The organism is Streptomyces sp. NPDC055140 (genome assembly GCF_053607285.1).
The window spans coordinates 496,573-522,768 of record NZ_JBSGTG010000002.1; the positions used below are offsets into that span (position 1 = coordinate 496,573).

At 70.9% G+C, this 26,196-nt stretch carries 24 protein-coding genes; 11 read left to right on the forward strand and 13 right to left on the reverse strand.

The features are described from left to right. Nucleotides 1-9 precede the first annotated feature (9 nt). The 9 genes from ACWFR4_RS06045 to ACWFR4_RS06085 all read right to left on the reverse strand — a co-directional run bounded on the left by ACWFR4_RS06045 (nt 10) and on the right by ACWFR4_RS06085 (nt 10,533). Nucleotides 10-525, reverse strand: coding sequence for an O-acetyl-ADP-ribose deacetylase (locus ACWFR4_RS06045; RefSeq protein ID WP_453651076.1), 516 nt, complete (start codon nt 523-525; stop codon nt 10-12). Beyond that, nucleotides 522-1,931 (reverse strand): phytoene desaturase family protein, encoded by a 1,410-nt coding sequence (locus ACWFR4_RS06050; RefSeq protein ID WP_453456450.1) that lies wholly within the window; start codon nt 1,929-1,931, stop codon nt 522-524. Before ACWFR4_RS06050 ends, ACWFR4_RS06045 begins: the two co-directional genes overlap by 4 nt. A gap of 170 nt (nt 1,932-2,101) precedes the next feature. Beyond that, nucleotides 2,102-2,953 (reverse strand): inositol monophosphatase family protein, encoded by an 852-nt coding sequence (locus ACWFR4_RS06055; protein WP_453456401.1) that lies wholly within the window; start codon nt 2,951-2,953, stop codon nt 2,102-2,104. A gap of 116 nt (nt 2,954-3,069) precedes the next feature. Continuing rightward, on the reverse strand, nt 3,070-4,914 hold the full coding sequence (locus tag ACWFR4_RS06060) for a gamma-glutamyltransferase family protein (protein WP_453456403.1): 1,845 nt from the start codon (nt 4,912-4,914) through the stop codon (nt 3,070-3,072). Nucleotides 4,915-4,933: 19 nt separating this feature from the next. Continuing rightward, complete coding sequence (locus ACWFR4_RS06065; protein ID WP_453456406.1) at nt 4,934-5,980, reverse strand: ABC transporter ATP-binding protein; 1,047 nt, start codon at nt 5,978-5,980, stop codon at nt 4,934-4,936. Continuing rightward, the gene (locus tag ACWFR4_RS06070; RefSeq protein ID WP_453651078.1) at nt 5,977-7,002 is read right to left on the reverse strand and encodes an ABC transporter ATP-binding protein; all 1,026 of its coding nucleotides are present in this window, start codon (nt 7,000-7,002) and stop codon (nt 5,977-5,979) included. The genes ACWFR4_RS06065 and ACWFR4_RS06070 overlap by 4 nt, the downstream gene beginning before the upstream one ends. Beyond that, nucleotides 6,999-7,859, reverse strand: coding sequence for an ABC transporter permease (locus ACWFR4_RS06075; protein WP_453651415.1), 861 nt, complete (start codon nt 7,857-7,859; stop codon nt 6,999-7,001). The genes ACWFR4_RS06070 and ACWFR4_RS06075 overlap by 4 nt, the downstream gene beginning before the upstream one ends. 14 nt (nt 7,860-7,873) lie before the next feature. Further along, complete coding sequence (locus tag ACWFR4_RS06080) at nt 7,874-8,827, reverse strand: ABC transporter permease (RefSeq protein ID WP_453456456.1); 954 nt, start codon at nt 8,825-8,827, stop codon at nt 7,874-7,876. Nucleotides 8,828-8,883: 56 nt separating this feature from the next. Continuing rightward, entirely contained in the window at nt 8,884-10,533 is a 1,650-nt protein-coding gene (locus ACWFR4_RS06085) for an ABC transporter substrate-binding protein (protein ID WP_453651080.1), read from the reverse strand. 247 nt (nt 10,534-10,780) lie between these two features. Between ACWFR4_RS06085 and ACWFR4_RS06090 the strand changes: the two genes are divergently transcribed. Beyond that, nucleotides 10,781-11,641 (forward strand): AraC family transcriptional regulator, encoded by an 861-nt coding sequence (locus ACWFR4_RS06090; RefSeq protein ID WP_453651082.1) that lies wholly within the window; start codon nt 10,781-10,783, stop codon nt 11,639-11,641. Between the two features lie 21 nt (nt 11,642-11,662). Here the strand turns inward: ACWFR4_RS06090 and ACWFR4_RS06095 are convergent, their stop codons facing one another. Continuing rightward, on the reverse strand, nt 11,663-12,289 hold the full coding sequence (locus ACWFR4_RS06095) for a response regulator (protein ID WP_453651417.1): 627 nt from the start codon (nt 12,287-12,289) through the stop codon (nt 11,663-11,665). A 53-nt stretch (nt 12,290-12,342) separates the two neighbouring features. Next, complete coding sequence (locus ACWFR4_RS06100) at nt 12,343-13,500, reverse strand: sensor histidine kinase (RefSeq protein WP_453456418.1); 1,158 nt, start codon at nt 13,498-13,500, stop codon at nt 12,343-12,345. 200 nt (nt 13,501-13,700) lie between these two features. Between ACWFR4_RS06100 and ACWFR4_RS06105 the strand changes: the two genes are divergently transcribed. Then, entirely contained in the window at nt 13,701-14,705 is a 1,005-nt protein-coding gene (locus ACWFR4_RS06105; RefSeq protein WP_453651084.1) for a carboxymuconolactone decarboxylase family protein, read from the forward strand. A 154-nt stretch (nt 14,706-14,859) separates the two neighbouring features. After that, nucleotides 14,860-15,513: a hypothetical protein gene (locus tag ACWFR4_RS06110; RefSeq protein ID WP_453456424.1), complete on the forward strand. Its 654-nt coding sequence runs from the start codon at nt 14,860-14,862 to the stop codon at nt 15,511-15,513. A 16-nt stretch (nt 15,514-15,529) separates the two neighbouring features. Here ACWFR4_RS06110 and ACWFR4_RS06115 read toward each other — a convergent pair whose 3' ends face one another. Both ACWFR4_RS06115 and ACWFR4_RS06120 read right to left on the reverse strand, forming a co-directional pair. Continuing rightward, on the reverse strand, nt 15,530-17,050 hold the full coding sequence (locus ACWFR4_RS06115) for an NCS1 family nucleobase:cation symporter-1 (protein ID WP_453456427.1): 1,521 nt from the start codon (nt 17,048-17,050) through the stop codon (nt 15,530-15,532). A gap of 150 nt (nt 17,051-17,200) precedes the next feature. Beyond that, nucleotides 17,201-18,220 (reverse strand): TIGR03842 family LLM class F420-dependent oxidoreductase, encoded by a 1,020-nt coding sequence (locus tag ACWFR4_RS06120; RefSeq protein ID WP_453456430.1) that lies wholly within the window; start codon nt 18,218-18,220, stop codon nt 17,201-17,203. Nucleotides 18,221-18,687: 467 nt separating this feature from the next. Between ACWFR4_RS06120 and rfbB the strand changes: the two genes are divergently transcribed. The 8 genes from rfbB (at nt 18,688) to ACWFR4_RS06160 (ending at nt 26,186) form a co-directional block, all read left to right on the forward strand. Continuing rightward, a complete protein-coding gene (rfbB, locus tag ACWFR4_RS06125) occupies nt 18,688-19,656 on the forward strand; it encodes a dTDP-glucose 4,6-dehydratase (protein ID WP_453456433.1) in 969 nt (322 codons plus the stop codon). Between the two features lie 109 nt (nt 19,657-19,765). Beyond that, entirely contained in the window at nt 19,766-20,791 is a 1,026-nt protein-coding gene (locus ACWFR4_RS06130; RefSeq protein WP_453456436.1) for a zinc-binding dehydrogenase, read from the forward strand. A gap of 82 nt (nt 20,792-20,873) precedes the next feature. Continuing rightward, complete coding sequence (locus ACWFR4_RS06135; RefSeq protein ID WP_453651086.1) at nt 20,874-22,388, forward strand: MFS transporter; 1,515 nt, start codon at nt 20,874-20,876, stop codon at nt 22,386-22,388. Between the two features lie 10 nt (nt 22,389-22,398). Continuing rightward, nucleotides 22,399-23,313: a glucose-1-phosphate thymidylyltransferase RfbA gene (rfbA, locus tag ACWFR4_RS06140; protein WP_453468969.1), complete on the forward strand. Its 915-nt coding sequence runs from the start codon at nt 22,399-22,401 to the stop codon at nt 23,311-23,313. Nucleotides 23,314-23,325: 12 nt separating this feature from the next. Continuing rightward, nucleotides 23,326-23,928, forward strand: a complete 603-nt coding sequence (locus tag ACWFR4_RS06145) for a dTDP-4-dehydrorhamnose 3,5-epimerase family protein (RefSeq protein WP_453651088.1) — start codon at nt 23,326-23,328, stop codon at nt 23,926-23,928. A 50-nt stretch (nt 23,929-23,978) separates the two neighbouring features. Further along, nucleotides 23,979-25,154, forward strand: a complete 1,176-nt coding sequence (locus tag ACWFR4_RS06150; protein WP_453468967.1) for a macrolide family glycosyltransferase — start codon at nt 23,979-23,981, stop codon at nt 25,152-25,154. 85 nt (nt 25,155-25,239) lie between these two features. Beyond that, on the forward strand, nt 25,240-25,692 hold the full coding sequence (locus ACWFR4_RS06155; RefSeq protein WP_453468966.1) for a nuclear transport factor 2 family protein: 453 nt from the start codon (nt 25,240-25,242) through the stop codon (nt 25,690-25,692). A gap of 29 nt (nt 25,693-25,721) precedes the next feature. Continuing rightward, nucleotides 25,722-26,186, forward strand: a complete 465-nt coding sequence (locus ACWFR4_RS06160; protein ID WP_453468964.1) for a hypothetical protein — start codon at nt 25,722-25,724, stop codon at nt 26,184-26,186. The last annotated feature ends 10 nt before the right edge of the window (nt 26,187-26,196 follow it).

Genomic DNA, 26,196 nt, shown 5'->3' on the forward strand with positions numbered 1-26,196 from the left:
GGAGAGCCGTCAGTCGGCGAGGGCCTCGGCGAAGGCCGCGTACGCCCTGTCGTCGAAGAGGACGAACCGCACCTCTTCGACCGGCGGCCCGGCGACCTCTCGCACGCTGCGGACCGCGATGCGCGCCCCGTCGTCCAGCGGCCAGCCGTAGATCCCGGTCGAGATCGCGGGGAAGGCCACGGTCCGGGCGCCGAGCCCGGCCGCCACACGCAGCGACTCGCGGTAGCAGGAGGCGAGCAGCTCGGACCGGTCCAGGGAAGCGGACCACACCGGGCCGACGGTGTGGATCACATGCGCGGCGTCGAGGTTCCCGGCCGTCGTGGCGACCGCCTGCCCGGTGGCCAGGCCCTTGCCGTAGTGGGAGGCGCGGAGTCTGCGGCACTCGGCGAGGATCTCGGGGCCGCCGCGCCGGTGGATCGCGCCGTCGACCCCGCCGCCGCCGAGCAGCGAGGAGTTGGCCGCGTTCACGATCGCGTCGGCGGTCTCGGCGGTGATGTCGCCCCTGACCAGGGTGATTCGGGTCATGACGCGCGGATCCTCCTCCATACGGCCTTGGCCGCGTTGTGCCCGGACATGCCGTGGACGCCCGGCCCCGGCGGGCTCGCGGACGAGCAGATGAAGACGGCGGGGTGCGGCGTCGTGTACGGCGACAGGGACAGCTTCGGCCGCAGCAGCAGCTGGAGACCGCTCACCGCGCCGCAGGCGATGTCACCGCCCACATAGTTCGCGTTCCGCGCGGCCAGCTCGGGCGGTCCCGCCGTGGCCCGCGCCAGGATCCGGTCGCGGAACCCGGGCGCGAAGCGCTCCAGCTGCCGCTCGACGGCGTCGGTGAGGTCGCCGTCCCAGCCGCTCGGGACATGCCCGTACGCCCAGAAGACGTGCTTGCCCGCCGGGGCCCTGGAGGGGTCCATGACACTGGGCTGGACGGTGATGAGGAAGGGCTTGTCCGGGGCGCGGCCCTCGCGGGACGCGGCGCGCAGGGCCGCCGCGATGTCGCGGCTGCCGGGCCCGACCTGGACGGTGCCCGCGCTCCTGGCCTCCTTCGCCGTCCACGGCACGGGTCCGTCGAGCGCGTAGTCGAGCTTGAAGACGCCCGCGCCGTACCGGAAGCGCTCGTAGTAGCTGCCGAGCCCGGCGATGCGGGCGAGTGCCGTGGGCGAGGTGTCGAAGATGTAGGCGCGGGCGGGTGGCAGGTCGTCGAGGCGCTTGATCTCGTAGTTCGTGTGGACGGCTCCGCCGAGGTCCTTGAGGTACGCGGTGAGCGCGTCGGAGATCGACTGTGAGCCGCCGCGGGCGACGGGCCAGCCGCGTGCGTGGCCGGCGAGCGCGAAGACGAGGCCGACGGCTCCCGTGGCGAGGCCGCCGAGCGGGGCGATGGCGTGGGCGACGAGGCCGGAGAAGAGGGCGCGCGCCCGGTCGTCGCGGAAGCGGCGCATCAGCCATGTGGCCGGCGGAAGCCCCCGGAGCCCGAAGCGGGCCAGGGTGAGCGGGTCGCGCGGCAGGGTGGTCAGCGGCAGCGCCATGAAGTCCCGCACGAGGGCGTCCCACTTGGGCAGGAGGGGTGCGACGAGACGGCGGTAGGTGCCCGCGTCGTGCGGCCCGAACGAGGCGGCCGTCTCGGCGACGGAGCGTGACAGCACGGCCGCGCTGCCGTCGGGGAAGGGGTGCGCCATGGGGAGTTCGGCGTGCAGCCACTCCAGGCCGTACCGGTCCAGCGGCATGTCCCTGAACGCGGGCGAGTTGATCCCCAGAGGGTGAGCGGCCGAGCACGGGTCGTGGCGGAATCCGGGGAGGGTGAGCTCCTCGGTGCGCGCGCCTCCGCCGACGGTGTCCCTGGCCTCGAAGACGGCCACGGAGAGGCCTCGGCGGGCCAGCTCCACGGCAGCGGTCAGTCCGTTCGGTCCCGCACCCACGACGACGGCATCGAGCATCGACGGCACCTTCGGACTCCTTTGTCAGCCGAGGCCACTGGTCGCCAGGATATGCCGGAGGGCTGACAGAGCCGGGGCGCGGGGCGTTCCCGGACGGGCTGCGCGAAGGTGCGCCGAGGGTCGGCGCAGGTCATGGGCGTGGGCGCCCGCCAGGGCACCCGGCCGCCGGGTCACTCGCCGCCGAGCAGTTCCACCACGCGCCGGGCGGTGGCCTTGTCCCGGGCCGCTGTGAACGGCAGTGCGTTCCCCCCGGTGATCCGGAAGGGCTCGCCCGCCTTCGTCAGGTGTGTGCCGCCCGCCTCCTCGACGAGCAGCAGCCCCGCGGCATGGTCCCAGGCGGCTTCCCACGAGAAGGCGGTGGCGTCCAACTCGCCGCGGGCGACGGCCAGATACTCGAGGCCGGCCGAGCCGCACGGGCGCGGGCGCACCCCGTCGGTCCACAGGGCCAGGAGGTCGCGCTTCTGCGCGTCCGTCGTGTAGTCGGGGTGCGACGTCGCCACGTCGATGGGCTCGTCCGCACCGGGCGAACCGGCCTGCAGCGCCTCGCCGTTGAGCCAGGCCCCCTTACCGCGGACCGCTACGGCGAACTCACCGAGCGCGGGTGCGAACGTCCAGGAGGCGAGGACCGTGCCGTGCTGGGCGAGCGCGACGAGCATGCAGAACCCGGGGTCTCCGTGGACGAACTGGCGGGTGCCGTCGACCGGGTCGACGATCCACACCGGGGCGTCCTCGCCTATCGCGTCGTAGACCGCGTAGTCGGCGTGCACCGCCTCCTCGCCGACCACGACGGAGCCGGGCAGCAGGGCGGCCAGCTCTCGGGTCAGATATTCCTCGGCCAGCCGGTCGGCCGTGGTCACGAGGTCGTGCGGGCCGCTCTTCTGGGCGACGTCGCCCTCGGCGAGCTGCCGGAAGCGGGGCATCACCTCTGCGGCGGCGGCGGCGCGCACGGCGCGCTCCACCTCGGTGACCCCGTGTACGAGAAAGTCGTCGATGCTTTCCGTCATTTCCTGTGCTTCGATCATGCGTCCATGAGAGCACGCTCCACTGACAATTCGTACCCGCCCGGTGTACGAGGGGTGGAATCCCCGTGAAAACCGCGGAACCCCACCCCTGATCCGTCCGTACACCGCCTGATCCGTCAGCGGCCGACGGCGTACCCCTGCATCCCGCGCGGGTTGGCCGCGGCCGACAGGACGCCGGTCTCCGGGTCGCGGGCGACGGCGCACAGGCGGCCCTCCGACCAGGGCTCGCCGACCGTCACGTCGTGGCCGCGGCGGCGCAGCTCCTCGATGACGTCCTCGCCGACGCGGGACTCGACGGTGACGCTGCCGGGCCGCATGCCGCGGGGGTAGAAGGAGCCGGGGAAGGAGTCGTTGTGCCAGTTCGGGGCGTCGACGGCGCCCTGGAGGTCGAGCCCGCCACGCACGGCCGCGCGCAGGGCGACGGCGAGGAAGAAGTGGACCTGCCACTGGTCCTGCTGGTCGCCTCCGGGCGTGCCGAACGCGAGGACCGGCACCCCGTCCTTCAGGGCGAGCGAGGGTGTCAGCGTCGTACGGGGACGGCGTCCCGGCGTGAGCGAGTTCGGCAGGTCCTCCTCCAGCCAGGCCATCTGGAGACGGGTGCCGAGCGGGAAGCCGAGCTCGGGCACGACGGGGTTCGACTGGAGCCAGCCGCCGGAGGGCGTCGCGGCGACCATGTTGCCCCAGCGGTCGACGATGTCGAGGTGGCAGGTGTCGCCGCGGGTCGCGCCGTCGGCGGCGACCTCCTGGTCACCGCTCTTGGCGACGGTGGGCTCACCGGCACCGGCGCCCGCTATCCCCATGGCGTCGAACCCGTCGTCCCCCGCGGCCACGGCGTGCGCGTGCGCGGAGATCCGGGGCTCGGTGCCGCGCGGGCTGCCCGGCCGCAGCTCGTGGGACGCCTTGTCGCCGATGAGGGCGCGGCGCGCGGCGTTGTACTCGTCGGACAGGAGCTCGGCGACGGGCACGTCCCCGGGACCGGCGTCCCCGTACCAGGCCTCACGGTCGGCCATGGCGAGCTTGCAGCCCTCGATGAGCAGGTGGACGTACTCGGCGGAGCCGTAGGCGGGCAGCTCGGCGGGGAGGAGGGCGAGCTGCTGGAGGAAGGCGGGGCCCTGGCTCCAGCCGCCGGCCTTGCACAGGGTCCAGCCGTTCCAGTCGTACGTGGCGGGCGCCTCGTACGTCGCGGACCAGCCGGCCAGGTCGGCGGCGGTGAGCGTGCCGGTGTGGTGGGTGCCGCTGGTGTCCATGGTGGGCCGGCCGGCCTGCCGGACGAGGGCCTCGGCGATGAAGCCCTCGCGCCAGATCGCGCGGGCGGCCTCGATCGCGGCGACTCGCTTGTCGCCGGCGTCGCCCGCGATCTCCTCGGCCTCCTCGATGACGCGCCGCCACGTCGCGGCGAGCTGCGGGTTGCGGAAGAGCTCGCCGGGCTTCGGGGAGGCGCCGTCCTTGAGGTAGACCTCGGCCGAGGAGGGCCACTCGTTCTCGAAGAGGGCGCGCACGGTCTCGACGGTCTCGCCGACGCGCTCCACGGGCGCATGCCCGTCCTCCGCGTACCCGATCGCGTAACTCAGCACCTCTGCCAGGGACTTGGTGCCGTGGTCCTTGAGGAGGAGCATCCAGGCGTCGAAGGCGCCGGGCACGGCGGCGGCCAGGGGGCCGGTGCCGGGGACGAGGTCCAGGCCGAGGGAGCGGTAGTGGGCGACGGTGGCCCCGGCGGGCGCGACGCCCTGTCCGCACAGGACGCTCACGTCCTCGCCGACGGGGGCGAGGATGATCGGAACCTCACCGGCGGGGCCGTTCAGGTGCGGTTCGACGACGTGCAGGACGAAGCCCGCGGCGACGGCGGCGTCGTAGGCGTTGCCACCGCTCTCCAGGACGGCCATGGCCGACTGGGAGGCGAGCCAGTGGGTGGACGAGACCATGCCGAAGGTGCCTTGCAGGGTCGGCCGGGTGGTGAACAAGGGTGGAGCTCCTCGGGCGTCAGGCGGATGCGGGGCGGCTGTGAGGGATCGTACGAAGTGAGGTGTCGGCGTCCGCGGGACGGGGTGCCGCGGCGTCGGGGGCGGTGCCGTCGTCGGCGACGAGGTGGCAGGACACCTCGCGGCCGCTGTCCAGGGTGCGCAGGGCCGGCACCTCGGTGCGGCAGCGGTCGACGGCGAGCGGGCAGCGCGTGTGGAAGCGGCAGCCGGGCGGGGGCGCCAGCGGGCTGGGGAGTTCGCCGCTGAGGACGATCCGTTCGCGGGTGCGCTGGGTGACCGGGTCGGGCACGGGCGCCGCGGACAGGAGGGCCTGTGTGTAGGGATGCTTGGGGTCGGCGAACAGCTCGGCGGTGGGGGCCTGTTCGACGATCTGGCCGAGGTACATGACCGCGATCCGGTCTGCGAGGTACTCGACGGCGGCGAGGTCGTGGGTGATGAACAGGCAGCCGAAGCCGCGGTCGCGCTGGAGGTCGGCGAGCAGGTTGAGGACGGACGCCTGGACGGACACGTCGAGGGCGGAGGTCGGCTCGTCGGCGACGAGGAGCGCCGGGTCGACCGACAGGGCGCGGGCGATGGAGATGCGCTGGCGCTGGCCGCCGGACAGCTCGTGCGGGTGCCGGTCGGCGTGCTCGGGACGCAGGCCCACCTGGGCGAGGAGTTCCGCCACGCGCGCGCGTGCCGCCTCGCCCGTCGCGATGCCGTGCAGCCGCAGCGGTTCGGCGACGATCTGCCCGACGGTCATGCGCGGGTCGAGGGACGACGAGGGGTCCTGGAAGACGAGGTGGAAGTCCTTGCGCAGGGGGCGCAGGGCGCGCCGGGACATGGTCGTCACGTCGGTGCCGTTGATGCGTACGGTGCCGCCGGTGGGCTCGTCCAGGCGTACGGCGCAGCGTCCGACGGTGGACTTTCCGCTGCCCGACTCACCGACGAGGCCGACGACTTCGCCGCGGCCGACGGTCAGGGTGACGCCGTCGGCGGCGCGTACGGTGCCGCCCGGTGCGGTGAAGTGCCGCTCCAGGGAGTCTAGTTGCAGGACCGGGGTGCTCACTGTGCGGCCTCCTGGAGGGTGTTCGGGTGCCAGCAGGCGGTCAGGTGCGGGGCGCCGTCTCCGGCGTCGTCGGTGACGGACTTGAAGCCGGGCCTAGCCGTCGTGCACCGCTCGTCGGCGCGGGTGCAGCGCGGGGCGAAGGTGCAGGCGTCGGGCTGGGAGTCGAGGCTCGGCACGAGGCCGGGGATCTCGGGCAGGCGCCGCTTGCCGCCACCGTCCGCGGCGGCCGAGGCGCCGGGCCGCAGGACCGCCGAGAGGAGTCCGCGGGTGTACGGGTGGCGGGGCGCCGCGAACAGCTCGTCCACGGGGGCCTGTTCGACGGGCCGGCCCGCGTACATGACGAGGACGCGGTCGGCGATGTCGGCGACGACGCCGAGGTCGTGCGTGATGAGGACGATCGCCGTGCCGAGGCGCTCGCGCAGCGACTGGAGGACCTCCAGGATGCCCGCCTGCACGGTGACGTCGAGGGCGGTGGTCGGCTCGTCGGCGATGAGGACGGTCGGGTCGCAGGCGACCGCGATGGCGATCATCACGCGCTGGCGCATACCGCCGGAGAGCTGGTGCGGGTACTCGTCGACGCGCTGGGCCGGGGCGGGGATGCCCACGAGGTCGAGGAGTTCGACGGCACGCGCGCGCGCCTCCTTCTTGCTCAGGCCCTGGTGGCGGCGGAGCACCTCGCCGATCTGCCGGCCGATGGTGAGGACCGGGTTCAGGGAGGTCATCGGCTCCTGGAAGATCATCGCGATGTCCTTGCCGCGGATCTTCCCGTACGCCTTGTCGTCGCCGCCCGCGAGTTCGCGGTCGCCGAGCCTGATCGACCCGGTGATGTGCGCGGTGGGCGGAAGCAGGCCCATGACGGCCATGGAGGTGACGGACTTGCCGCAGCCCGACTCGCCCACCACGGCGAGGACTTCACCGGCCGCCAGGTCGAACGAGACGTGGTCGACGGCGTGGACGGTGCGGGAGTCCGAACGGAAGGACACCGAGAGGTCACGGACACTCAGCACGGGGTCGGGGCTCATCGGGTCGCTCCACGGGGGTCGAGTACGTCGCGCAGGCCGTCGCCGAGCAGGTTGAACGCCAGGGTCGCGGCGACGACGGCGAGTCCGGGGAAGACCGCCATCCAGGGCGCGGGGGCGAGGAAGGCCTGGGCGGAGGACAGCATCACGCCGAGGGACGGCTCGGGCGGCTGGACGCCGAGACCGAGGAAGCTCAGCAGAGCCTCGCCGATGATCGCGGCGGGGATGCCGACGGTGGCCTGGACGACGAGCGCCGAGGTCGCGTTGGGGAGGATGTGGCGGAACAGGACGGTGGTGTCCCCTCCCCCGTTGGCGACGGCCGCGGCGACGTAGTCGACGTGCTTGAGCCGCAGGGTCTCCGCGCGGGTGATGCGGATGACGGCCGGGATCTGCGAGATGCCGATCGCGATGGTCGCGTTGGTGAGGGACGGGCCGAGGACGGCGGCGAGACCGACGGCCAGGACCAGGAAGGGGAACGCGAGCATCGTGTCGGTGACGCGCGAGACGACGCTGTCGGCGAGCTTGCCGTAGTAGCCGGCGAGCAGTCCGAGGGGGACGCCGACGACGAACGCGAGGATCACCGCGAGGACACCGACCTGCATGGACGCGCGGGCGCCGAACACGACGCGGGAGAGCTGGTCGCGCCCGAGGTCGTCGGTGCCGAGCCAGTGCGACCAGTCCGGCGCGGCGAGCACGTTGCCGAAGTCGGGCTGCGCCGGGTCGTACGGGGCGATCAGGGGCGCGAACAGCGCGGCCAGGACGAAGACGCCGGCGATGACACCGCCGGTCATCGCGAGCCGGTTCTTGCGCAGGGCGCGCAGCTTGGCGCTGCCCGCAGCACGCGAACGGACAGCTGTCAGGGAAAGGGCCGTGGTCACTTGGCGCCTCCGAGCCGGATGCGCGGGTCGATGACCGAGTACGCGACGTCGACCAGCAGGTTGATGAGGATGTAGGCGGCGGAGGTGCACAGCACCACGCCCTGGAGGGTCGCGTAGTCGCGGGTGAAGACGGCGTCGATGGTGAGCTTGCCGAAGCCGGGCAGGACGAAGATCTGCTCGGTGACGACAGCGCCCGAGATGAGGTGGCCGAGCTGGAGTCCGAGCACGGTCACCACGGTGACCAGGGAGTTCCTCAGTGCGTGGCCGCCGATGACCTCGCGGCGCGTCAGGCCCTTGGCTCGGGCGGTGCGCACGTAGTCGGCGGAGAGGGAGTCGAGCATCGCTGCCCTGGTCTGCCGCATGACGACGGCGGCGAGCCCGGAGCCGAGGACGATCGCGGGCAGCACCATCCGGCGCAGGTTGTCGAGCGGGTCGGTGCCGAAGGGGACGAAACCGGAGGCGGCAAAGACCGGGACGGCGATGGCGAAGGCGAGGACCAGGACCATGCCGAGCCAGAAGGTGGGGACCGAGAGGCCGAGCAGGGCGAGGCCGTTGGCGATCCACTCGGCGGGCCTGCCGCGGCGGACGGCGGCGACGATGCCGGCGCCGATGCCCAGCACGACCGCCAGCAGGAGGGAGAGCGCGGCGAGTTCGAGGGTGACGGGCAGGGCCTGGCCGATGGCGTCGGAGACCGGCAGGCCGGTGCGCGACGAGGTGCCGAGGTCGCCGGTGAGGGCGTGCCCGATGAACCGGCCGTACTGGATGACGATGTTGTCGTCGAGGCCGTACTCGGCGCGGATCGCGGCGAGCGCGGCGGGGCTGCGCTCCTCGCCCGCGAGCGCGAGGGCCGGGTCGCCGGGCAGCGCGCGGATGCCTGCGAAGACGACGATCGAGACGAGGAAGAGGGTGATGACGGACTGGCGTACGCGGGTCAGCACGTATGCGGCCATGGGGTGCCCCGCGAAGAGGCCGGACCGCGCCTTCGGCAGGGCTATTTCACTGGTCGTCACTTGGTGTACCCCGCATCCTTCACGCGGACGAGGCCGTCGCCGTAGACGCGGACGCCCGCGACGTCCTTCCCTGCGACGACGTAGTTCTTCTGGCGGTAGAGGTAGACGAGCGCGTGGGCGTCGTTCGCGCGGCGGGTCAGCTCGCCGTATATCTTGGCGCGTTCGGCGGGGTCGGCCTCGGTGCGGCCGCGCTCGATGAGCGCGTCGGTCTCGTCGTCCGAGAAGCCGTAGGCGTTCATGGCACCCTTCGTCTGCAGGAAGCTGGCGATGTTGCCGTCGGGGTCGAGACGCCCGGACCAGCCGCTGGTGAAGGCGTCGTAGTGACCGGAGTCGGTCTCCTCGAGCATCGTCGCGTACTCGGTGGGGCGCAGGGAGACGGCGAAGCCGGCCTCCTTGGCCATGGCCTGGACGACCTGGCCGAGACGGCTGTTCTCGGGCGTGGTGGACGTCTTGAGTTCGATCTTGAGCGGGGTCTTCACGCCCGCCGCCTTGAGCAGCCGCTTCGCCTTGGCGACATCGCGCTTGGGGCAGGCGGAGGCCGCGACGCCGGGCGCGATGGCGGATTGGGGCGAGACGGGCCCGCAGGCGGGCTCGTACATGCCCTGGAAGACGACCTTGTTGATCAGGTCGCGGTCGATGGACAGCTCGAAGGCCTCCCGCACGCGCACGTCGCGGGCGAGGGGGGTGTCCAGCTTGCCGGGCTTCTCACCGAGGCCCTTGACGTTGCCGACGTTGAGCCCGATGCCCTGGTAGCCGAGCGAGGGCGAGTTGAACAGCTGGAGCTTGGGCTCGGTGAGCGCGCTCTTCACGTCGACCGGGGCCATCTGGTCGCCGACCTGGACGTCTCCGGAGCGCAGGTTGGCGAGGCGGACGCTGCCGTCGGGGATCGGCTTGTAGATCACCTTGTCGAGGTGTACGTCGCGCGCGTCGTAGTAGTTCGGGTCCTTGGCGAGCACGATGCGGTCGCCGCCGACGCGCTCGACGAACTTGAACGGGCCTACGCAGGAGGGGTGATTCGTGAAGTTCTTGCCGTACTTCTTGAGCGCGGCCGGGGACATCACCATGCCGGAGCGGTCGGCGAGCACGGCGGTCAGCGGGACGTAGGCCTGCTTGAGGGTGAGCTTCACGGAGTTCGGGCCGGTGGCCTCGGCCGCCTTGAGCGGGGCGAGTTCGGTGGCGCGAGCCGATCCCGGCAGGTCGCGGTGGCGCAGCAGTGAGGTGACGACGGAGGCCGCGTCGAGGGAGGTGCCGTCGCTGAACTTCAGGCCCTTGCGGACGGAGAAGGTGACGGTGCGGCCGTCGGGCGAGGTCTTCGGCAGCGCGGTGGCGAGCTGCGGGACGACCTTGCCCGCCTCGTCGACGTCGTAGAGCTTCTCGCACATCCCGGCGAAGACCGTGCGGCCTACGAGGGTCTGGGCGAGCGAGGGGTCGAGTTTGTCCGGGTCCGCGTTGAGGGCGACGGTGAGCGTGCCGCCGTCCCGTACGGGCCGGTCGTCGGTCATGCGCTCCCCGCCGACCTCGGTGGCCGAGGACTGGAGGGAGCCGCAGCCCGCCGTTGTGGACAACACCAGGGCAACTGCCGTGCAGGCAACCGCTGTTCGGCGCACGAGGAGATACCTCCGCCAGGGGACGAGTGTGCGGGACATCCTGTGGGTGATCCGTGTGTGATCAAGGAATACCGCAGAACGTATTTCGCATACAGTCCACAAGCAAGGGGGTTGTCCGCATGGCGGAACACATTTGATGAAGATTGAATAACCGGCCCCGACAAAGAAGGTCACAAGGCCCCAAGCGGCCGGAACGGGCACGTCCGACCGGAACGGGCACAGGATGTCGGGTCGGCGACCATGAGTCCTCCCTAGCGTGAGCGAGGTCAACAGGAAGGAGCCCGGGGTGCTTGACCGGCTCAACGAGGCCATGGACCACATCGAGCGCCACCTCGACCGGCGGATCGACATCGCCGATCTGGCCCGGATCGCGGCGACGTCGGAGTACCACTTCCGGCGGATGTTCTCCGCGCTCGCGGGGCTGCCGCTCTCCGAGTACATCCGGCGCAGGCGGCTGACCGTCGCGGGCGCGGAGGTGCTCTCCGGGGAGCCGACGCTCCTCGAGATCGCCGTGCGCTACGGCTACGGCTCGGGCGAGGCGTTCGCGCGGGCCTTCCGGGGGCTGCACGGCGTGGGCCCCGGCGAGGCCAGGCGGACCGGTGCGGCCCTGCGGTCCCAGCCCCGGATGTCCTTCCGTCTCATCGTCGAAGGGAGCAGCACCATGCGATACCGGGTGATGGAGAAGCCCGAGTTCCACGTGGTCGGCAGGAAGGCGCGGGTCCCCCTCGTCCATGAGGGCGTGAATCCGGCGATCGCCGACTTCATCAGGGGCATCGACAAGGAGACGGTGCGCCGGATCGAGTCACTGTCGGACCAGGAGCCCGAGGGGATCGTCTCGGTGAGCGACGACCTCGACCCGAGCCGCGCGGAGGGGACGGAACTCGACTACTACCACGCGGTGGTGGCCTCCGCCGCCGGCCCCGACGACCTGGACACCCTCGCCGTCCCGGCGGGCGCGTGGGCCGTCTTCGACAGCTCGGGGCCGTTCCCGCAAACGCTCCAGTACCTGTGGCGGGACGTGTTCACGCATTGGTTCCCGTCCAACCCGTACCGGAGCAGGCGGGGCCCCGAGATCCTCAGCACACGCCTGTCACCCGACGCGGCACAGGCGGACGCCCAGCTGTGGATCCCGGTCGAGCGGGAGTAACACGCCTCGTAGCGACGCGCGTCACTGTGTACGTGCCGTGACCAGGCCCGACTCGTAGGCGAACACGACGAGTTGGGCCCGGTCGCGGGCGCCGAGCTTCGTCATCGCGCGGCTGACATGGGTCTTGGCGGTGAACGGGCTGACGACCATGTGCGCGGCGATCTCCTCGTTCGTCAGGCCGCGCGCCGCGAGCGCGGTCACCTCGCGTTCGCGGCGGGTGAGGCACTCCAGGCCCGGCGGCGTGGAGCGGTCGGGTGGCCGGGACACGAACTCGCCGATGAGGCGGCGCGTCACGGCCGGTGACAGCAGGGCGTCCCCGCGGGCCACGACCTCGATCCCGGCCAGCAGGTCCTCGGGCTCGGTGTCCTTGAGCAGAAAGCCGGACGCCCCGGCGCGCAGCGCGTCGAAGACGTACTCGTCCAGGCCGTAGTTGGTGAGGATCACGACACGTACGCCGCTCAGGCGCGGGTCGGCGGCGATCCGTCGGGTCGCCTCGATGCCGCTCATCACGGGCATCTGGACGTCCACGAGGGCTATGTCGGGCACCTGCTCACGAACGAGGGCGACCCCCTGCTCCCCGTCGGCCGCCTCACCGACCACCTCGACGCCGTCCTCGGCCTCCAGGAGAGCGCGGAACCCGGCCCGCATGAGGGCCTGGTCGTCGACGAGCGCGACCCGGATCCGGGAACTGCCTCCGCCGCTCACCCGGTCACCCCCTCCGCCATATCCCGTCGCTCTTCCGGAAGTGGGCCGTCCACCGGAAGCCGGGCCCGCACCGCGAACCCGCCCTCGGGGCGCGGCGCGGCGTCGAGGCTTCCCCCGAGCGCGGCGACGCGTTCGGCCATGCCTTTCAGTCCGTTGCCCGAGACCGGCGGGTGCGCGGGATCGGCGGCGCCACCGTCCTCGACACAGATCGTCAACTCGCCCTCCCCATAGGCAAGTTGCACGGTCACCTCGGTCGGTCCCGCGTGCCGGGCGACGTTCGTCAGAGACTCCTGGACGATGCGGTACGCGGCACGGTCCAGGGCCGTCGGAAGCAGCCGCTCGCGGCCCGTGACCACAAGCTCCACGTCGAGGCCGGCCGAACGGGCGCGCTCCACAAGGAGCGCCGGGCTTCCCGTGGGCTCGTCGGCCCGCAGCACGTCCAGGGTGGAGTGCAGCTCGCGCATCGCCTCGCCACTGGCCTCCTGGATCGCGAGCAGCGCGGGCGGTACCTCCTCGCCGCGCTTGCGCGCCAGATGCACGGCGACGCCCGCCTGGAGCTTGACGATCGAGATGCTGTGCGTGAGCGAGTCGTGCAGCTCGCGGGCGATGCGCAGGCGCTCCTCACCGGCCCGCCGCAGCGCGGCCTCCTCGCGGGTGCGCTCCGCCTCCAGGGCGCGCTGCTCGGTCTGGCGCAGATACGCCTGCCAGTTCTTGTCGGCGAGCCCCGTGACGACGGCGCACAGGAACCAGCCGGCGAGGAGCAGACAGCTCTCCAGGGGCCGTCCCGCCACACCGCACACGACCAGGAACGCGGCGCCCGCCACGGCCGCGAGCAGGCGGTGCCCCGCACGGGACGCCGTGTGCACGGCCGCCAGGACGGGCAGCGCGGCGAGGGCGCCCGGCTCCGCGTGGAGCACGTAGCCCGCCGTGCACGCGGCGGTGAGCGCGAGGACCGCGCGCGGCGCCCGCCGGTAGGCGACGAGCGTGAGCGAGCCCGCGGCGATCAGGACGGCGTCGAGCGCCGTCACTCCCCCGTCGGCCACCGCAGCGGCCACGACGAGCGCCCCGATGACAACGGCCAGCGTGACGTCGCCGATCAGGTCCTTGCGATGCGCGCCGACCGGAGCCACGCGGCGCCTGCGGTCCCCCTCCATGCCAGCACCATAGACCGGGCCGCCGACAAGGGCGTCACCCCTGGGGACCGCCCCTGGACTACTCCCTGTGCAGTAGTGCGCGGCGGCTCCGGCCTCGGGGGCGCAGCCCCGACTCACCTCCGGCGTACGACGCGTGAGGGTGCCCTGTCCAGCCACTGTGGGGCGTGCCGGAACCAGCCCGCAGCCACCAGGAGGACCCGATGTCACGGACGTTCCGCTACACCAGCCCGCCGCCCCCGCAGTCGGCCACCGGACGCGTGGCCGAGGTCTACCGGCAGCTCGGCGAGGACTTCGGCATCGAGCGCGCCGCCACCTTCGTGGTCCTGGCGTCGGCGCCCGAACTCCTCGCCCCGGCCTGGGCGTTGATGCGGGAGTCGCTGATCGCGGGTGCGGGGACCCGTACCGACCGGGAGCTGGTCGCGGCCGGGGTGTCGCTCGCGAACCGGTGCCCGTTCTGCGTGGACGCGCACACCATGCTGCTGCACGCCACCGGCGACCACGCGCTCGCCGAGTCCCTGGCGCGCGGCGAGACCCCGTCCGAGGAGCGGCACGCGCGCGTGCTCGACTGGGGCCGCGCCACCCGCACCCCCGGCTCCCCGGACCTCACCCCGCTCCCCTTCCCCGGCACCGAGGTCCCCGCGCAGCTCGGGACCGCGTTCGCCTTCCACTTCATCAACCGCGTCGTGTCCGCCCTGCTCACCGAGAACCTGCTGCCCGGCAACGCCCAGCGCCTGCGGCCCGTGCGCAGCCTCGGGGGCCGGAGCCTGGCGCGGACGGTGCGCCGGGACCACGCGCCGGGCGCGAGCCTCGCCCTGCTCGACGATCCGGGCCCGGGCCCCGCCTGGGCGGCCGGCACGACCGTGGGCCCGGCATACGCCGCGCTGTGCGACGCCGCCTCCACGGGCGCGGGACTGCTCGACGACGTCGACCTGGCCCTGGTCGAGGAGGCCCTCGCCGCTTGGGACGGCTCGCATCCGCCGCTCGCCTGGGACGAGCTGCCCGACCGCGACCGGCGGCCCGGGGCGCGCCTCGCGGTGCTGGCCGCCGTAGCCCCGTACCGGATCACGGACGAAGACGTGGCGGCCTGGCTGAAGCCGCCCTTCACCGATCACTGCCTGGTCCATCTGATCGCGTACGGCGCCTTCGCCGCGATCGACCGCATCGAGTCCGCCCTGCCCCTGCCCGCCCTCATGGAGAGGCCCTGACCGCGTACACGGAAGACCCCTTTGGGGTGAAGGCGCGGCGGTGCGGGCCCACTGAACTGCGCGTGAGACGCATGAGGGGCAAGGGGGCGGTGTTGTCACGGGGCAACTCGTGTGACACTGGCGTCCCCTCCCCCTCGCACAAGGGGCGTACGCCGTGCGTTCTCTCCCTCTCCCCCTCGCGCTGACCCTGCGGGTCATGCCGGTCGTGGTGCTCGCCTGCGCCGGCTGGGCCTGGACCTCGGGCCCGATGGCGAACTCGTCCGAGCAGCCCGCCGCTGCCCCGCAGCCCTCGCCGAAGCCTGCCGCGCAGTCGGCCGGGTCCGCGACGAGCCGCGCCTACGACAAGCCGCCCGAGCCGTGCTCCGCCGTCACGGCGAACACGGTCGCGGACCTGGTGCCGAAGGCCGACCCGGCGGGCAAGGAACTGGCCGCCGCCGACCGTTCGTTGCGCCGCGGCTGCTCGTGGAGCGCGCTGAAGGACTACGACTACCGCTGGCTCGACGTCTCCTTCGAGATCAAGGAGTCGGCCGCCGCGGCGAAGACCTCCTTCGCCGGGCGCGGCAAGGGCGAAGCGGCGCCCGGCCTCGGCGACGAGGCCAGGATCGCCGTCGCCCTCACCACGCACGACAAGCAGAACACCCGGGAGGCCGTGGTGACGGTCAGGGCCGACAACGCCCTGGTGACCGTCACCTACAACGGCAGCGACTTCGAGTCCCACGGCGCGCCCGCGACGGACGGCATCTACAAGGGCGCCCTGAAGGCGGCCGGGGACGCGGTGGCGGCGCTGACCCGCAAGGAATCCAGCTGAGATCGGCGGGGACGGGCTAGATCCGGGCCCCGCGCGCCTTGGTCAGAGCCACGTAAAGGATCAGCGAGGACCCGAGCCCGACCGCCCAGCCGTAGTCCGCGAGCGGCTTGAGGAACGGGATCAGGCCGTCCACCGGGAACGGGCCCTGCTTGGCGCCCTTCGCGTCGACCGTCGAGTACGAGCCGCCGACCGCGAGGACTCCGCCCACGGCGAAGGCGATCACCGCGTTCCAGTTCCAGCCGCCCGAGTACCAGTACCGGCCGTTCGGCAGATACAGGTCGGCGAGATGGAGCACCGTGCGGCGGATGATCCAGTAGTCGGCGATGAGGATGCCGGCGACGGTGCCGAGCAGTCCGCCGACGACGCCGAGCCAGGTGAAGATGTACAGCTCGGGCGTGGACGTCAGCTTCCACGGCATGACGAGGACGCCGATGACACCGGTGATCAGCGCGCCGGTGCGGAAGTTGATGAGTTTGGGCGCGAGGTTCGCCAGGTCGTACGCGGGTGACACGACGTTCGCCGCGATGTTCACGGAGATGGTGGCGACGAAGACCGTGATGAGCGCGAACAGCAGGCCGAAGACGTTGTCGGTCTTGCCGGCGAGCGCGACCGGGTCCCAGATCGCGGCGCCGTAGACCTTCTCGGACCCGGATGTCACCAGGACGGACATCAGGGCGAACAGCGTCATGGTCGTCGGCAGTCCGAGGGTTTGCCCCCAGACCTGGGCGCGCTGTCCTTTGCCGAAGCGCGTGAAGTCCGGGATGTTGAGGCTGAGTGTGCTCCAGAAGCCGATCATGCCCATGAGGCCGGGGAAGAAGATCTTCCAGAAATCGGCGCCCCAGCCGACCCGGGACGGCTCGTCGAGGAGCGTGCCGAAGCCGCCCGCCTTGTTCGCGATCCACACGAGCAGGACGACCGCGCCGACGAGGACGAACGGCGCCGCCCAGTTCTCGAAGCGGCGCAGGGTGTCCATGCCCCGGTAGATGATGGCGAGTTCGAGGATCCAGAAGAGCACGAAGCACAGCCACAGGGTCCACGGGTAGCCGCCGACCTTCGACACGTCGGCCCAGCCGCCGAAGACCTTCCCCAGCAGGACGAACACGCCCTGCCCGCCGATCCAGGTCTGGATGCCGAACCAGCAGCAGGCCACCGCCGCCCGGATCAGCGCGGGCAGATTGGCGCCCCGCAGGCCGAACGAGGCGCGGGCGAGGACGGGGAAGGGTATGCCGTACTTGGGTCCCGCGTGCCCGGTGAGCAGCATCGGCAGGAGCACGATGACGTTGGCGAGGGCGATGGTGAGGACGGCCTGCTTCCAGTCCATGCCCAGTGCGACGAGGCCCGAGGCGAGGGTCCAGGACGGGATGCAGTGGGCCATGCCGATCCACAGGGCCACGAAGTTGTAGGTGGTCCAGCGGCGTTCGGCGAGGGGGACGGGGCGCAGGTCGTCGTTGGCGTAGCGGCTGTCGGAGGGGTAGGCGTCGGCGCTGAGGTCGATGCCGCCGCCCGCGGGCAGCGTGGGTGGCGCGGTGTCGGTCATGAGCAGGCCATTCGTTCGGGAGCCGGGGGCTCGGACAGCGGGGAGGTGCGAACGGGCCGTGCGGGTGCGGGCGGTGGGGACCCTGGCGGGGAGGGACAAAGGTGACGGGGTGTACCGAGATGGGGCTCAGGTGTTCCCCACGGCAACGCCTCAGGCGTTCACCGCCGCAATGATGTGCTCCCCGTACGCGTCGATCACCTCCTCCTTCGCGTCGTGCATCGCGTAGAGCGCGAACTGGTCGACGCCGAGGTCCCGCAGGGCGCGCAGCTTCTCGACGTGGTCCTGTGCGGTGCCGATGACGCAGAACCGGTCGACGATCTCGTCCGGCACGAACGCCGTGTCGGGGTTCCCGGTCCTGCCGTGGTGGGCGTAGTCGTAGCCCTGGCGGGCCTTGATGTAGTCGGTGAGTTCGTCGGGGACCATCGACGAGTGCTCGCCGTACTTGGTGACGAGGTCGGCGACGTGGTTGCCGACCATGCCGCCGAACCAGCGGCACTCCTCACGCGCGTGGGCGAGGGCCTCGGGCGAGTCGTCGGCGGTGACGTACGCGGGCGCCGCCACACAGATCTTCACCTCGGACGGGTCGCGGCCCGCGCCGGCTGCCGCGTCCCGCACGGCCTTGATCATGTACTGGGTCAGATACGGGTCGGCGAGCTGGAGGATGAACCCGTCGGCCTCCTCGCCGGCCATCTTCAGGGCCTTGGGCCCGTACGCGGCCATCCAGACGGGCAGTTGGGCACCGTCACGCACCCACGGGAAGCGGATCACCGTGCCGCCGAGGTCGGCCTCGTCGCCGCGGCCGAGCGCCCTGATGACCTTCATGGCCTCGCTGATCCGGGCGAGCGTGTTGGGCTTGCGTCCGGCGACCCGCATCGCGGAGTCGCCGCGGCCGATGCCGCAGATGGTGCGGTTGCCGTACATGTCGTTGAGGGTGGCGAAGGTGGAGGCGGTGACCTCCCAGGTGCGGGTGCCCGGGTTGGTGACCATGGGGCCGACGGTCAGGTGCGACGTCTCGGCCAGGATCCGGCTGTAGATGACGAAGGGTTCCTGCCACAGCACGGCCGAGTCGAAGGTCCACCCGTGGGTGAAGCCCTCGCGCTCGGCGCGCTGCATGAGGGAGACGACGTCGGAGGCCGGGGGGTCGGTCTGGAGGACGAGTCCGAAGTCCATGTGATCCGCCAATTTTTCTAGTTCAGGTACTGGCAGGTGGAGCGCGGGGTGTACACGCCGTGCCCGGCGCGCCTCGTGAACTCCCGCTCGGAGATGGCGAGTTCACCCCCGGAGCACGGTCTCGGCGGCGTTGGCGCGCACGCGGAGTGCCTCGGTGCTCGCCAAGTGCGCATATCGCGTGCCCCCAAGCCCTGATCCGCTCCGGTGGGTCTGTCCGTTCCCGGACCGTGCCGAACCTTGTGGAGCGACGCCTTGCGACGCCTCCGAGGCGATCCGAGGGGGCCCAATCCTGGACGTTCTCCTCGGGCTTGGCAAGAGCGACTCTACGCGCGCCCACCACTGTTTCAGGGAGAAGCCGAGGGCCCTGACGACCGGTGTCGCGGAAACGCACCTCGAAGGGGCAGACCTCGCCTGCGGGCCCTTCCGGCTCAAGTCAGCTTCGAGTCCCGGACCCTACGGTGACTCACATGCGGATCTTTGTTACCGGCGGTGCGGGATTCATCGGGTCACAGTACGTAAGGGCACTGCTGTCCGGCGAGCTTCCAGGCGCTCACCTCAATGACGCCCGGGTGACCGTCATCGACACGCTCGGCCACGGCAGCGACCTGCGGAACCTCGCGCCGGTAGCGGAGAATCCTCGTTTCCGGTTCGTCCGCGGCGACATCTGCGACGCGGAACTGGTCGACGAGGTCGTGCGCGGGCACGACGCCATCGTTCACTTCGCCGCCGAGTCGCATGTCGACCGGTCCATCGAAGACGCCCGTGCGTTCGTGACGACGAACGTGCTCGGTACGCAGGTCCTGCTGGACGCGGCCCGGCGGCACGGGGTCGGGCGTTTCATGCATGTGTCGACGGACGAGGTCTACGGTTCCATTTCCTCCGGGTCATGGACCGAGTCGCAGCCGCTGGCGCCGAATTCACCCTACGCGGCGTCCAAGGCAAGCTCCGATCTGCTGGTGCTGTCCGCGCACCGGACCCACGGCCTTGACGTCGTGATCACCCGCTGCTCGAACAATTACGGCCCCTACCAGAACCCGGAAAAGGTCATTCCGCGGTTCGTGACGAACCTTCTGCAGGGACGGCGGGTTCCGCTGTACGGGGAGGGCGACAACGTCCGAGAATGGCTGCATGTCGCGGACCATTGCCTGGCCATTCAACTGGTTCTGCGCGGTGGCAGGCCCGGCCATGTCTACAACGTCGGCGGCGGCACGGAGTTGACCAACAAGGAACTGACCGCGCGCCTGCTGGAAAGCTGCGGAACGGGATGGGACATGGTCGAACGGGTCGCCGACCGTCTCGGCCACGACCAGCGGTACTCGCTGGACATGACCAAGATCCGAAATGAGTTGGGTTTCACCCCGCGGCAATCATTCGACACGGGCCTCAAGGCCACCGTCGAGTGGTACAGGGAAAACACTTCCTGGTGGAACCAGTAGAAAGCCCGCCGACGTTCGAGCGCCGTTCAGGCGATTTTCGAGTGCTGCGACGTAGTCACTGAATCGCTCGGACCTCGGTCATATCGAAATGAACCAAAGGGGATAACCAATGACTGCCCAGACTCTCCCGGCCACCGGCAAGGAAGTACGGCTGGCGCGCTATGTCGTGAACCAGCCCGCGAAGGACGACTTCGAGGTCGTGGAGGTGGATGTCGCCCAGCCCACCTCCGGCAACGTGCTCGTGCGCAACCTGTACCTCCAGGTGACCGCCGTCATGCGAGACCTGATGACCGAGGACCCCGGGCTGCCCATGATGCCGGCCTACAAGGTCGGCGAGCGCCCGTGGGGCGGCGCGGTCGGTGTCGTCGTGGCCTCGGAAAGCCCCGACCTCGCCGTGGGCGACACCGTCCAGCACATGGACGGCTGGACCGAGTACTCCACCGGCCCCGCCGCTCAGTACTTCAAGGTCGACCCCTCGTGGTACCCCGGCCCGGAGTACTTCCTGAACCAGGGCATCACGGCCTACCACGGCATGGCCGACGTCGCCGAAGTCGGCGAGGACGACGTCGTGTTCGTGTCGAACGCGGCCGGCGGTGTCGGCTCGCTCGCCGGCCAGATCGCCAAGGCCCGCGGCGCCAAGCGCGTCATCGGCTCGGCCGGCAGCGCCGAGAAGGTGGAGTACCTCACCAAGGAACTGGGCTACGACGCCGCGTTCAACTACAAGGACGGACCCGTCGTCGACCAGCTCCGGGAACTCGCCCCCGACGGGATCAACGTGTTCTTCGACCTGGTCGGCGGGGAGCAGTTCGAGGCCGCCGTGCAGGCGTCGGCGCAGGGAGCCCGGCTCGTGCTGGGCGGGGCCGTGTCCGCGCAGACCGGCAACGCCGAGGGCGCCTTCCCCAAGCTGGACATCATGGCCGGGATCATCCGGCAGATCGTCATCAAGCCGTTCTCGACGTACCACACGCCGGAGCAGATCCAGGCGTGGAACCAGCACTTCGCCCAGTGGCTGCAGGAAGGAAAGATCGTCCTGCCCTACACCGTGGTGGAAGGCGGCGTCGACGCCGCGCCCGAGGCGCTCACCGCACTGCTCGGCGGCGCCTACAAGGGCAACGTGCTCGTCAAGATCTCGTGATGGCTGATGCAGGACGGGTGCGGCCCGCGCGCCGGGACCCGAGTGCGGCGCAGTCATTCGTCCGAACGAGGAGTCCCCTCCGATGATCGATCAGGTTGCACTGGACGCCCCGGCCCAGCCGCGCCGGGCCGGATTCGTCCTCGCGGTGTGCTGCCTCGCGCAGCTGACCGTGATCCTCGACGCGTCGATCGTGAACGTCGCCATCCCGTCCATCCAGAACGCGCTGCACTTCACACCGGGCAGCCTGACGTGGGTGTACGACGGGTACCTGATTCCGTTCGCCGGCTTCCTGCTGCTGGCCGGGCGGATGGTGGACCTGTTCGGCGGGCGACGTCTGCTGCTCATCGGCCTCGCCGTGTTCACGGCGTTCAGCCTCGTCGGCGGCATCGCGGCGAACTCGGCGACGCTGGTACTCGGTCGCGCCGGGCAGGGCTTCGGCGGCGCGATCATGGCATCCGCCTCGCTGGCCGTGCTGAGTTCCACGTTCACCGAGCCGATGGAGCGGGCCAAGGCGCTCGCCCTGTGGGGCGCGGCGTCGGGCAGCGGCGGGGCGATCGGCGTACTCAGCGGCGGAGCCATCGTCGAGTGGATGTCGTGGCGCTGGGTCTTCCTCATCAACGTGCCGCTGTGCCTGTTGATCGTGGGAATGGCGGTCTCGTCGATCGCCCCCACCCCCCGTGGTGACACCCGCAAGGGGGCGAAGCTCGATGTGCTGGGCTCCGTGTCGGTCACTCTGGGGATCGCCGCGCTCGTCTACGGGCTCGCCGAAGGACAGCGTTACGGGTGGGGGTCGACGCGCATCGTCGGGTCACTGACGATCGGCGTGGTACTGCTCGCGGTGTTCGTGCTCGACCAGGCCAAGCTGGCCAAGCAGCCGTTGATGGAGCTGAGCCTGTTCCGTAACCGCTCGGTGTGGGCGGCCAACGTCACGATGCTGGCGTTCGGGGCGGCGCTGCCCACGACGTTCTACTTCCTGACGTTGCTGTACCAGTCGGTGCTCCATTACAGCGCCATGCGTACGGGGCTGGTGTTCCTGCCCCTGACGGTCTTCGCGTTCATCGGTGCCGCCGCCTCCTCGGTGGTCGGACCGCGGACCGGTCCCCGGCCGATGATGCTGGTCGGTCTCCTGCCGATGATCGGCGGACTGCTGTGGCAGTCGACGGCGAACGAGCACGCCTCCTACGTCGCCGACCTCATGGGCCCGAGCCTGCTGTTCGGCCTGGGCCTCGGCATCGTGGTGACCTCGGTGGCGGGCGCGGCGACCGCGGGTGTGCCGGAGGACAAGCAGGGCCTGGCGTCCGGGGTACTGAACACCTCGCAGTCGCTGGGAGGCGCGGCCGGCCTCGCGGTCATGGTCGCGCTGGCTCAGGTCCGTACGGCCGACATCGCTGGTGACGGTCCTCCCGACGCCCACGCGTTCGCGTCCGGCTACGGGGTCGCGTTCCTGGCGACCGCTGTGCTGCTCGCCCTCAGCCTCGCGGCCGCGGCCGCGGTGCCGCGCGGGCCGCCGCCGTGCGGCGCACCTATGACGGCTGCTCACGATGCCCGGCTGCTGGGCCCACCCGGCCTCGATCGTCCCTATAGCCGCCGTCATTAGCTTCCGAGACATGCGAGGAATAATTCTGGCCGGCGGAACCGGCTCCCGCCTGTGGCCGATCACTCAAGCCATGTCGAAGCAACTCATGCCGGTGTTCGACAAGCCGATGATCTACTACCCGCTGTCCACTCTGGTGCTGGCGGGCGTGCGGGACATCCTCGTCATCACCACGCCACCCGATCGGGACTCCTTCGAGCGGCTGCTGGGTGACGGCTCCCACCTGGGCCTGCAGATCCAGTACGCGACGCAGCCCAGGCCCGGGGGCATCGCCCAGGCGTTCCTGATCGGCGCGGACTTCATCGGGGACGAGCCGGTGGCGCTCATCCTCGGCGACAACATCTTCCACGGAGCCGGCCTCGGGGATCAGCTGAAGGCGCACGCCGACCCGGAAGGTGGTCACATCTTCGCCTACCCGGTGGCGAACCCGAGCGACTTCGGCGTCCTGGACTTCGACCTCGAAGGGCGCGTCGTCTCCATCGAGGAGAAGCCGGCGCACCCGAAATCGCGATACGTGGTGCCCGGCCTGTACTTCTACGACAACCACGTGGTCGACATCGCCAGGTCCGTGCGTCCCAGCGCGCGCGGCGAGCTGGAGGTCACCGAGGTGAACAAGACGTATCTGCGCCGCGGTGAGCTCAGCGTCACCGTGCTCGACCGCGGGACGGCGTGGCTCGACACCGGGACCTTCGCCTCGCTGGTACAGGCGTCGGAGTTCGTCCGGGTGATCGAGGAGCGACAGGGACAGAAGATCGGCTGCGTCGAGGAGGCGGCCTGGCGCAACGGGCTCATCGACAGCGACCGGCTCCGGGAGCTCGCGCAGCCGCTCCTGTCCAGCGGCTACGGGGAGTACCTCATGGGGCTGCCCGACGCCGCCACCCAGGACATCCAGCGGCTGGTCCCGGCCGGCGCCGGCGCCACCGTGTGACGAGGAGGCCTGATGAACTTCGAAGAACTCGGCATCGAGGGCGTCCACCTCGTCGAGCCACAGGTGTTCGGCGACTCGCGCGGTGCGTTCCTGGAACTGTTCGTCGGCCACCGGCTGTCCGCGGCGACCGGCCGTCCGATGGACGTGGCGCAGGTCAACTGCTCGGTCTCGCGACGCGGGACGATCCGCGGCATCCACCTCACGGCCGCCCCACCGGGTGAGGCGAAGTACGTGACGTGCGTGAGCGGTTCGATCGTCGACGTCGTCGTCGACGTCCGTCTCGGCTCGCCTACGTACGGCGCGTCCATCGCGATCCCGCTCGACGACGAGCGGCGCCGCGCCGTGTACATCCCCGAGGGGCTCGGCCACGGGTTCGCGGCGGTCAGCGACACCGCCGTGGTCACGTACCTGTGCGACAACGTCTACACCCCCGGAAAGGCGATCTCGATCAACCCGCTGGACCCGCAGCTCGCCCTGCCGTGGCCCGACCTGGGCGACCTCGTCCTGTCGGACAAGGACAGGACCGCGCCGACGCTGGCGGAGACGGAGGCCCTGGGCGTGCTCCCGAAGTACGCGGACGTTCACGTCAAGACACCGATCCGGCCGCTGGGATGACGCGGCCGGCGTCCCCGAGCGAGTCGACGACACCAGGAACAGGACTACTCATGAAGAAGCACATCGCCTTCCTGAACATCCCCGCGGCGGGTCACATCACACCGACCCTTGCCGTGGTCGAGGAGCTGGTCAGGCGCGGTCACAAGGTCAGCTACCTGGCCGCCGACGGCTTCGCCGAGAAGATCGCCTCGACGGGTGCCGACGTCATTCCCTACACCACGACGCTCGACCCGCGCACGATCGCCCCGACCGGCGCGGAGGACTGGCTGGCCCGTGTCCTGTTGGGCGCGGTCCGGGAGGCGGCCGCCACGGCGCCGACGCTGGAGGCCCACTTCGGTGACGACCTGCCGGACTGCCTCGTCTACGACATCTCGATGCAGTTCCTCGGCCGTGTGATGTCGCGCAAGCTCGGCGTGCCGGGGATCCAGCTCTATCCGGTCCTCGCTTCCCACCAGTACTTCTCCGAGGCGGAGGGCGCCGCCGAGGGGATGTTCGGCCAACTGACGCGCGAACTGCGGGCGTTCGCCGATGCGCACGGGCTGCAGGACGTCACGCTGGACGAGCTGATGTCGGACGCGCCCCGCAACATCTCCTTCATGCCGCGCGAGTTCCAGTCCGACGCGGACTCCTTCCCCGAGGACCAGTACACGTTCGTCGGGATCCCGCTGCGGGAGAGCGACCTGCAGGGCACGTGGCGGCCGTCCAGCGACAAGCCCGTGGTGCTGATCTCCCTGGGCACGACGTTCAACACCCAGCCCGAGTTCTTCGCGATGTGCGCGAAGGCCTTCGAGGGGCTGCCGTGGCACGTGGTGATCGCGGCGGGCCCCGGCGTGGACCTGGAGGCGGTGGGCGAACTGCCCCCCAACGCCGAGATCCACACGTGGCTGACGCTGCAGGCGGTCCTCGAGCACGCCGGCGCGTTCGTGTGCCACGGCGGCGCCGGCAACACCATGAACGCCCTGTACGCGGGGGTGCCCCTCGTCTCCGTACCGCACAACGGCGACTCGGAGATGATCGCCGCGCGGACGGGCGAGCTGCGCCTCGGCCGTGTCCTGCCCCCCGAGGAGGTGACCGCCGAGACCCTCCGGGAGGCCGTCCTGGAGGTCGCCGTCGACGAGACCGTGCAGGCGAACCTGCGCGACATGCGCAAGTACATGAAAGAGGCGGGCGGCGCACCGCGCGCGGCCGACACGATCCTCGGCCACCTCCGCACCGCGTCGAAGTAACCACCCAAGTAGCCACCGACGTAGCCACCGACGTAGCCACCGACGTAGCCACCGCATCAACCACTGAAGTCGACTGGAGAAACTGATGAATTCGCACGATTTCAGCACCAAGCTCGTCCCGAGCGACGTGTACCTGGAGATCCAGCAGTTCTACGCGCTGCAGCTCAAGATTCTCGACCGTGGTGACGGCGAGGAGTGGGCGCAGACCTTCACGCCGGACGGTGTGTTCCAGGCCGCCGACATGCCCGACCCCCTGGTCGGCCGCGAGATACTCGTGAAGGCGATCGAGATGCAGACGGCCAAGCACGAGGGGCTCGTCCTGCGCCACTGGGTCGGGCAGCTGACCGTCGAGCAGATCGACGACGACACCGTCCGCGCGCAGAGCTACGTCATGGTCTACGTGACCCCCGACCGCACGCTCCTGAGCGGGGAGGTGCACTTCCGCCACCACACCCTCTGCGACGACGAGCTCGTCCGTTCGAACGGGTCGTGGCTCGTGCGGAACCGCTTCGTCGAGACCGACGGCGAGTACAAGTGAGCACCGCGCGAGCCGAAAGGTCGTCAGACATGAAGAAGATCCTCGCCACCGTGGTGTCGGCCGGTGTCCTGTCCGCCCTGGCGGCAGGCACCGCGCACCCGGCGCCCTACGCGGGCACCGACTCCACCGATTCCTCCCGCCGGCTCGTGGGCAAGTGGGCCGGTACGGTCACCCATGGGGGCGCCACCGGTGACATCGAGCTCATATTCACAACGAGCGGCAAGGCGTGCCTCATCACGTCCGCCGGCGTCAGCACGGGCAGCTGGAAGTCCACCGGCGGTGCCGGCGACTTCAACTACAAGATCGCCGAAGCGATGACCGACGGGTCCGGCACACAGCAAGGCTGGATCTACATCGACCAGAACACCGAAGCGGTGAGCAGCACCTTCACCAGCACCGGCGTCTCACACGTCTACGACATGGCCGGGAACCCCCAGTTCACCCAGGTCGCCGACGTCGCTGTCCACCGCGTCGCCGGCGCCCCCAGCTGCTGAGGACACGACA

What these genes read in the sequence shown, in the direction of transcription:
- ACWFR4_RS06095 (WP_453651417.1), bottom strand. Translation starts at nt 12,289, where the DNA reads ATGCGGGCCGGGTTCCGCGCTCTCCTGGAGGCCGAGGACGGCGTCGAG.
- ACWFR4_RS06085 (WP_453651080.1), bottom strand. Translation starts at nt 10,533, where the DNA reads ATGTCCCGCACACTCGTCCCCTGGCGGAGGTATCTCCTCGTGCGCCGA.
- ACWFR4_RS06145 (WP_453651088.1), top strand. Translation starts at nt 23,326, where the DNA reads ATGAACTTCGAAGAACTCGGCATCGAGGGCGTCCACCTCGTCGAGCCA.
- ACWFR4_RS06050 (WP_453456450.1), bottom strand. Translation starts at nt 1,931, where the DNA reads ATGCTCGATGCCGTCGTCGTGGGTGCGGGACCGAACGGACTGACCGCT.
- ACWFR4_RS06130 (WP_453456436.1), top strand. Translation starts at nt 19,766, where the DNA reads ATGACTGCCCAGACTCTCCCGGCCACCGGCAAGGAAGTACGGCTGGCG.
- ACWFR4_RS06150 (WP_453468967.1), top strand. Translation starts at nt 23,979, where the DNA reads ATGAAGAAGCACATCGCCTTCCTGAACATCCCCGCGGCGGGTCACATC.
- ACWFR4_RS06160 (WP_453468964.1), top strand. Translation starts at nt 25,722, where the DNA reads ATGAAGAAGATCCTCGCCACCGTGGTGTCGGCCGGTGTCCTGTCCGCC.
- ACWFR4_RS06045 (WP_453651076.1), bottom strand. Translation starts at nt 525, where the DNA reads ATGACCCGAATCACCCTGGTCAGGGGCGACATCACCGCCGAGACCGCC.
- ACWFR4_RS06105 (WP_453651084.1), top strand. Translation starts at nt 13,701, where the DNA reads ATGTCACGGACGTTCCGCTACACCAGCCCGCCGCCCCCGCAGTCGGCC.
- ACWFR4_RS06100 (WP_453456418.1), bottom strand. Translation starts at nt 13,500, where the DNA reads ATGGAGGGGGACCGCAGGCGCCGCGTGGCTCCGGTCGGCGCGCATCGC.
- ACWFR4_RS06080 (WP_453456456.1), bottom strand. Translation starts at nt 8,827, where the DNA reads ATGGCCGCATACGTGCTGACCCGCGTACGCCAGTCCGTCATCACCCTC.
- rfbA (WP_453468969.1), top strand. Translation starts at nt 22,399, where the DNA reads ATGCGAGGAATAATTCTGGCCGGCGGAACCGGCTCCCGCCTGTGGCCG.
- ACWFR4_RS06135 (WP_453651086.1), top strand. Translation starts at nt 20,874, where the DNA reads ATGATCGATCAGGTTGCACTGGACGCCCCGGCCCAGCCGCGCCGGGCC.
- rfbB (WP_453456433.1), top strand. Translation starts at nt 18,688, where the DNA reads ATGCGGATCTTTGTTACCGGCGGTGCGGGATTCATCGGGTCACAGTAC.
- ACWFR4_RS06115 (WP_453456427.1), bottom strand. Translation starts at nt 17,050, where the DNA reads ATGACCGACACCGCGCCACCCACGCTGCCCGCGGGCGGCGGCATCGAC.
- ACWFR4_RS06070 (WP_453651078.1), bottom strand. Translation starts at nt 7,002, where the DNA reads ATGAGCCCCGACCCCGTGCTGAGTGTCCGTGACCTCTCGGTGTCCTTC.
- ACWFR4_RS06055 (WP_453456401.1), bottom strand. Translation starts at nt 2,953, where the DNA reads ATGATCGAAGCACAGGAAATGACGGAAAGCATCGACGACTTTCTCGTA.
- ACWFR4_RS06120 (WP_453456430.1), bottom strand. Translation starts at nt 18,220, where the DNA reads ATGGACTTCGGACTCGTCCTCCAGACCGACCCCCCGGCCTCCGACGTC.
- ACWFR4_RS06155 (WP_453468966.1), top strand. Translation starts at nt 25,240, where the DNA reads ATGAATTCGCACGATTTCAGCACCAAGCTCGTCCCGAGCGACGTGTAC.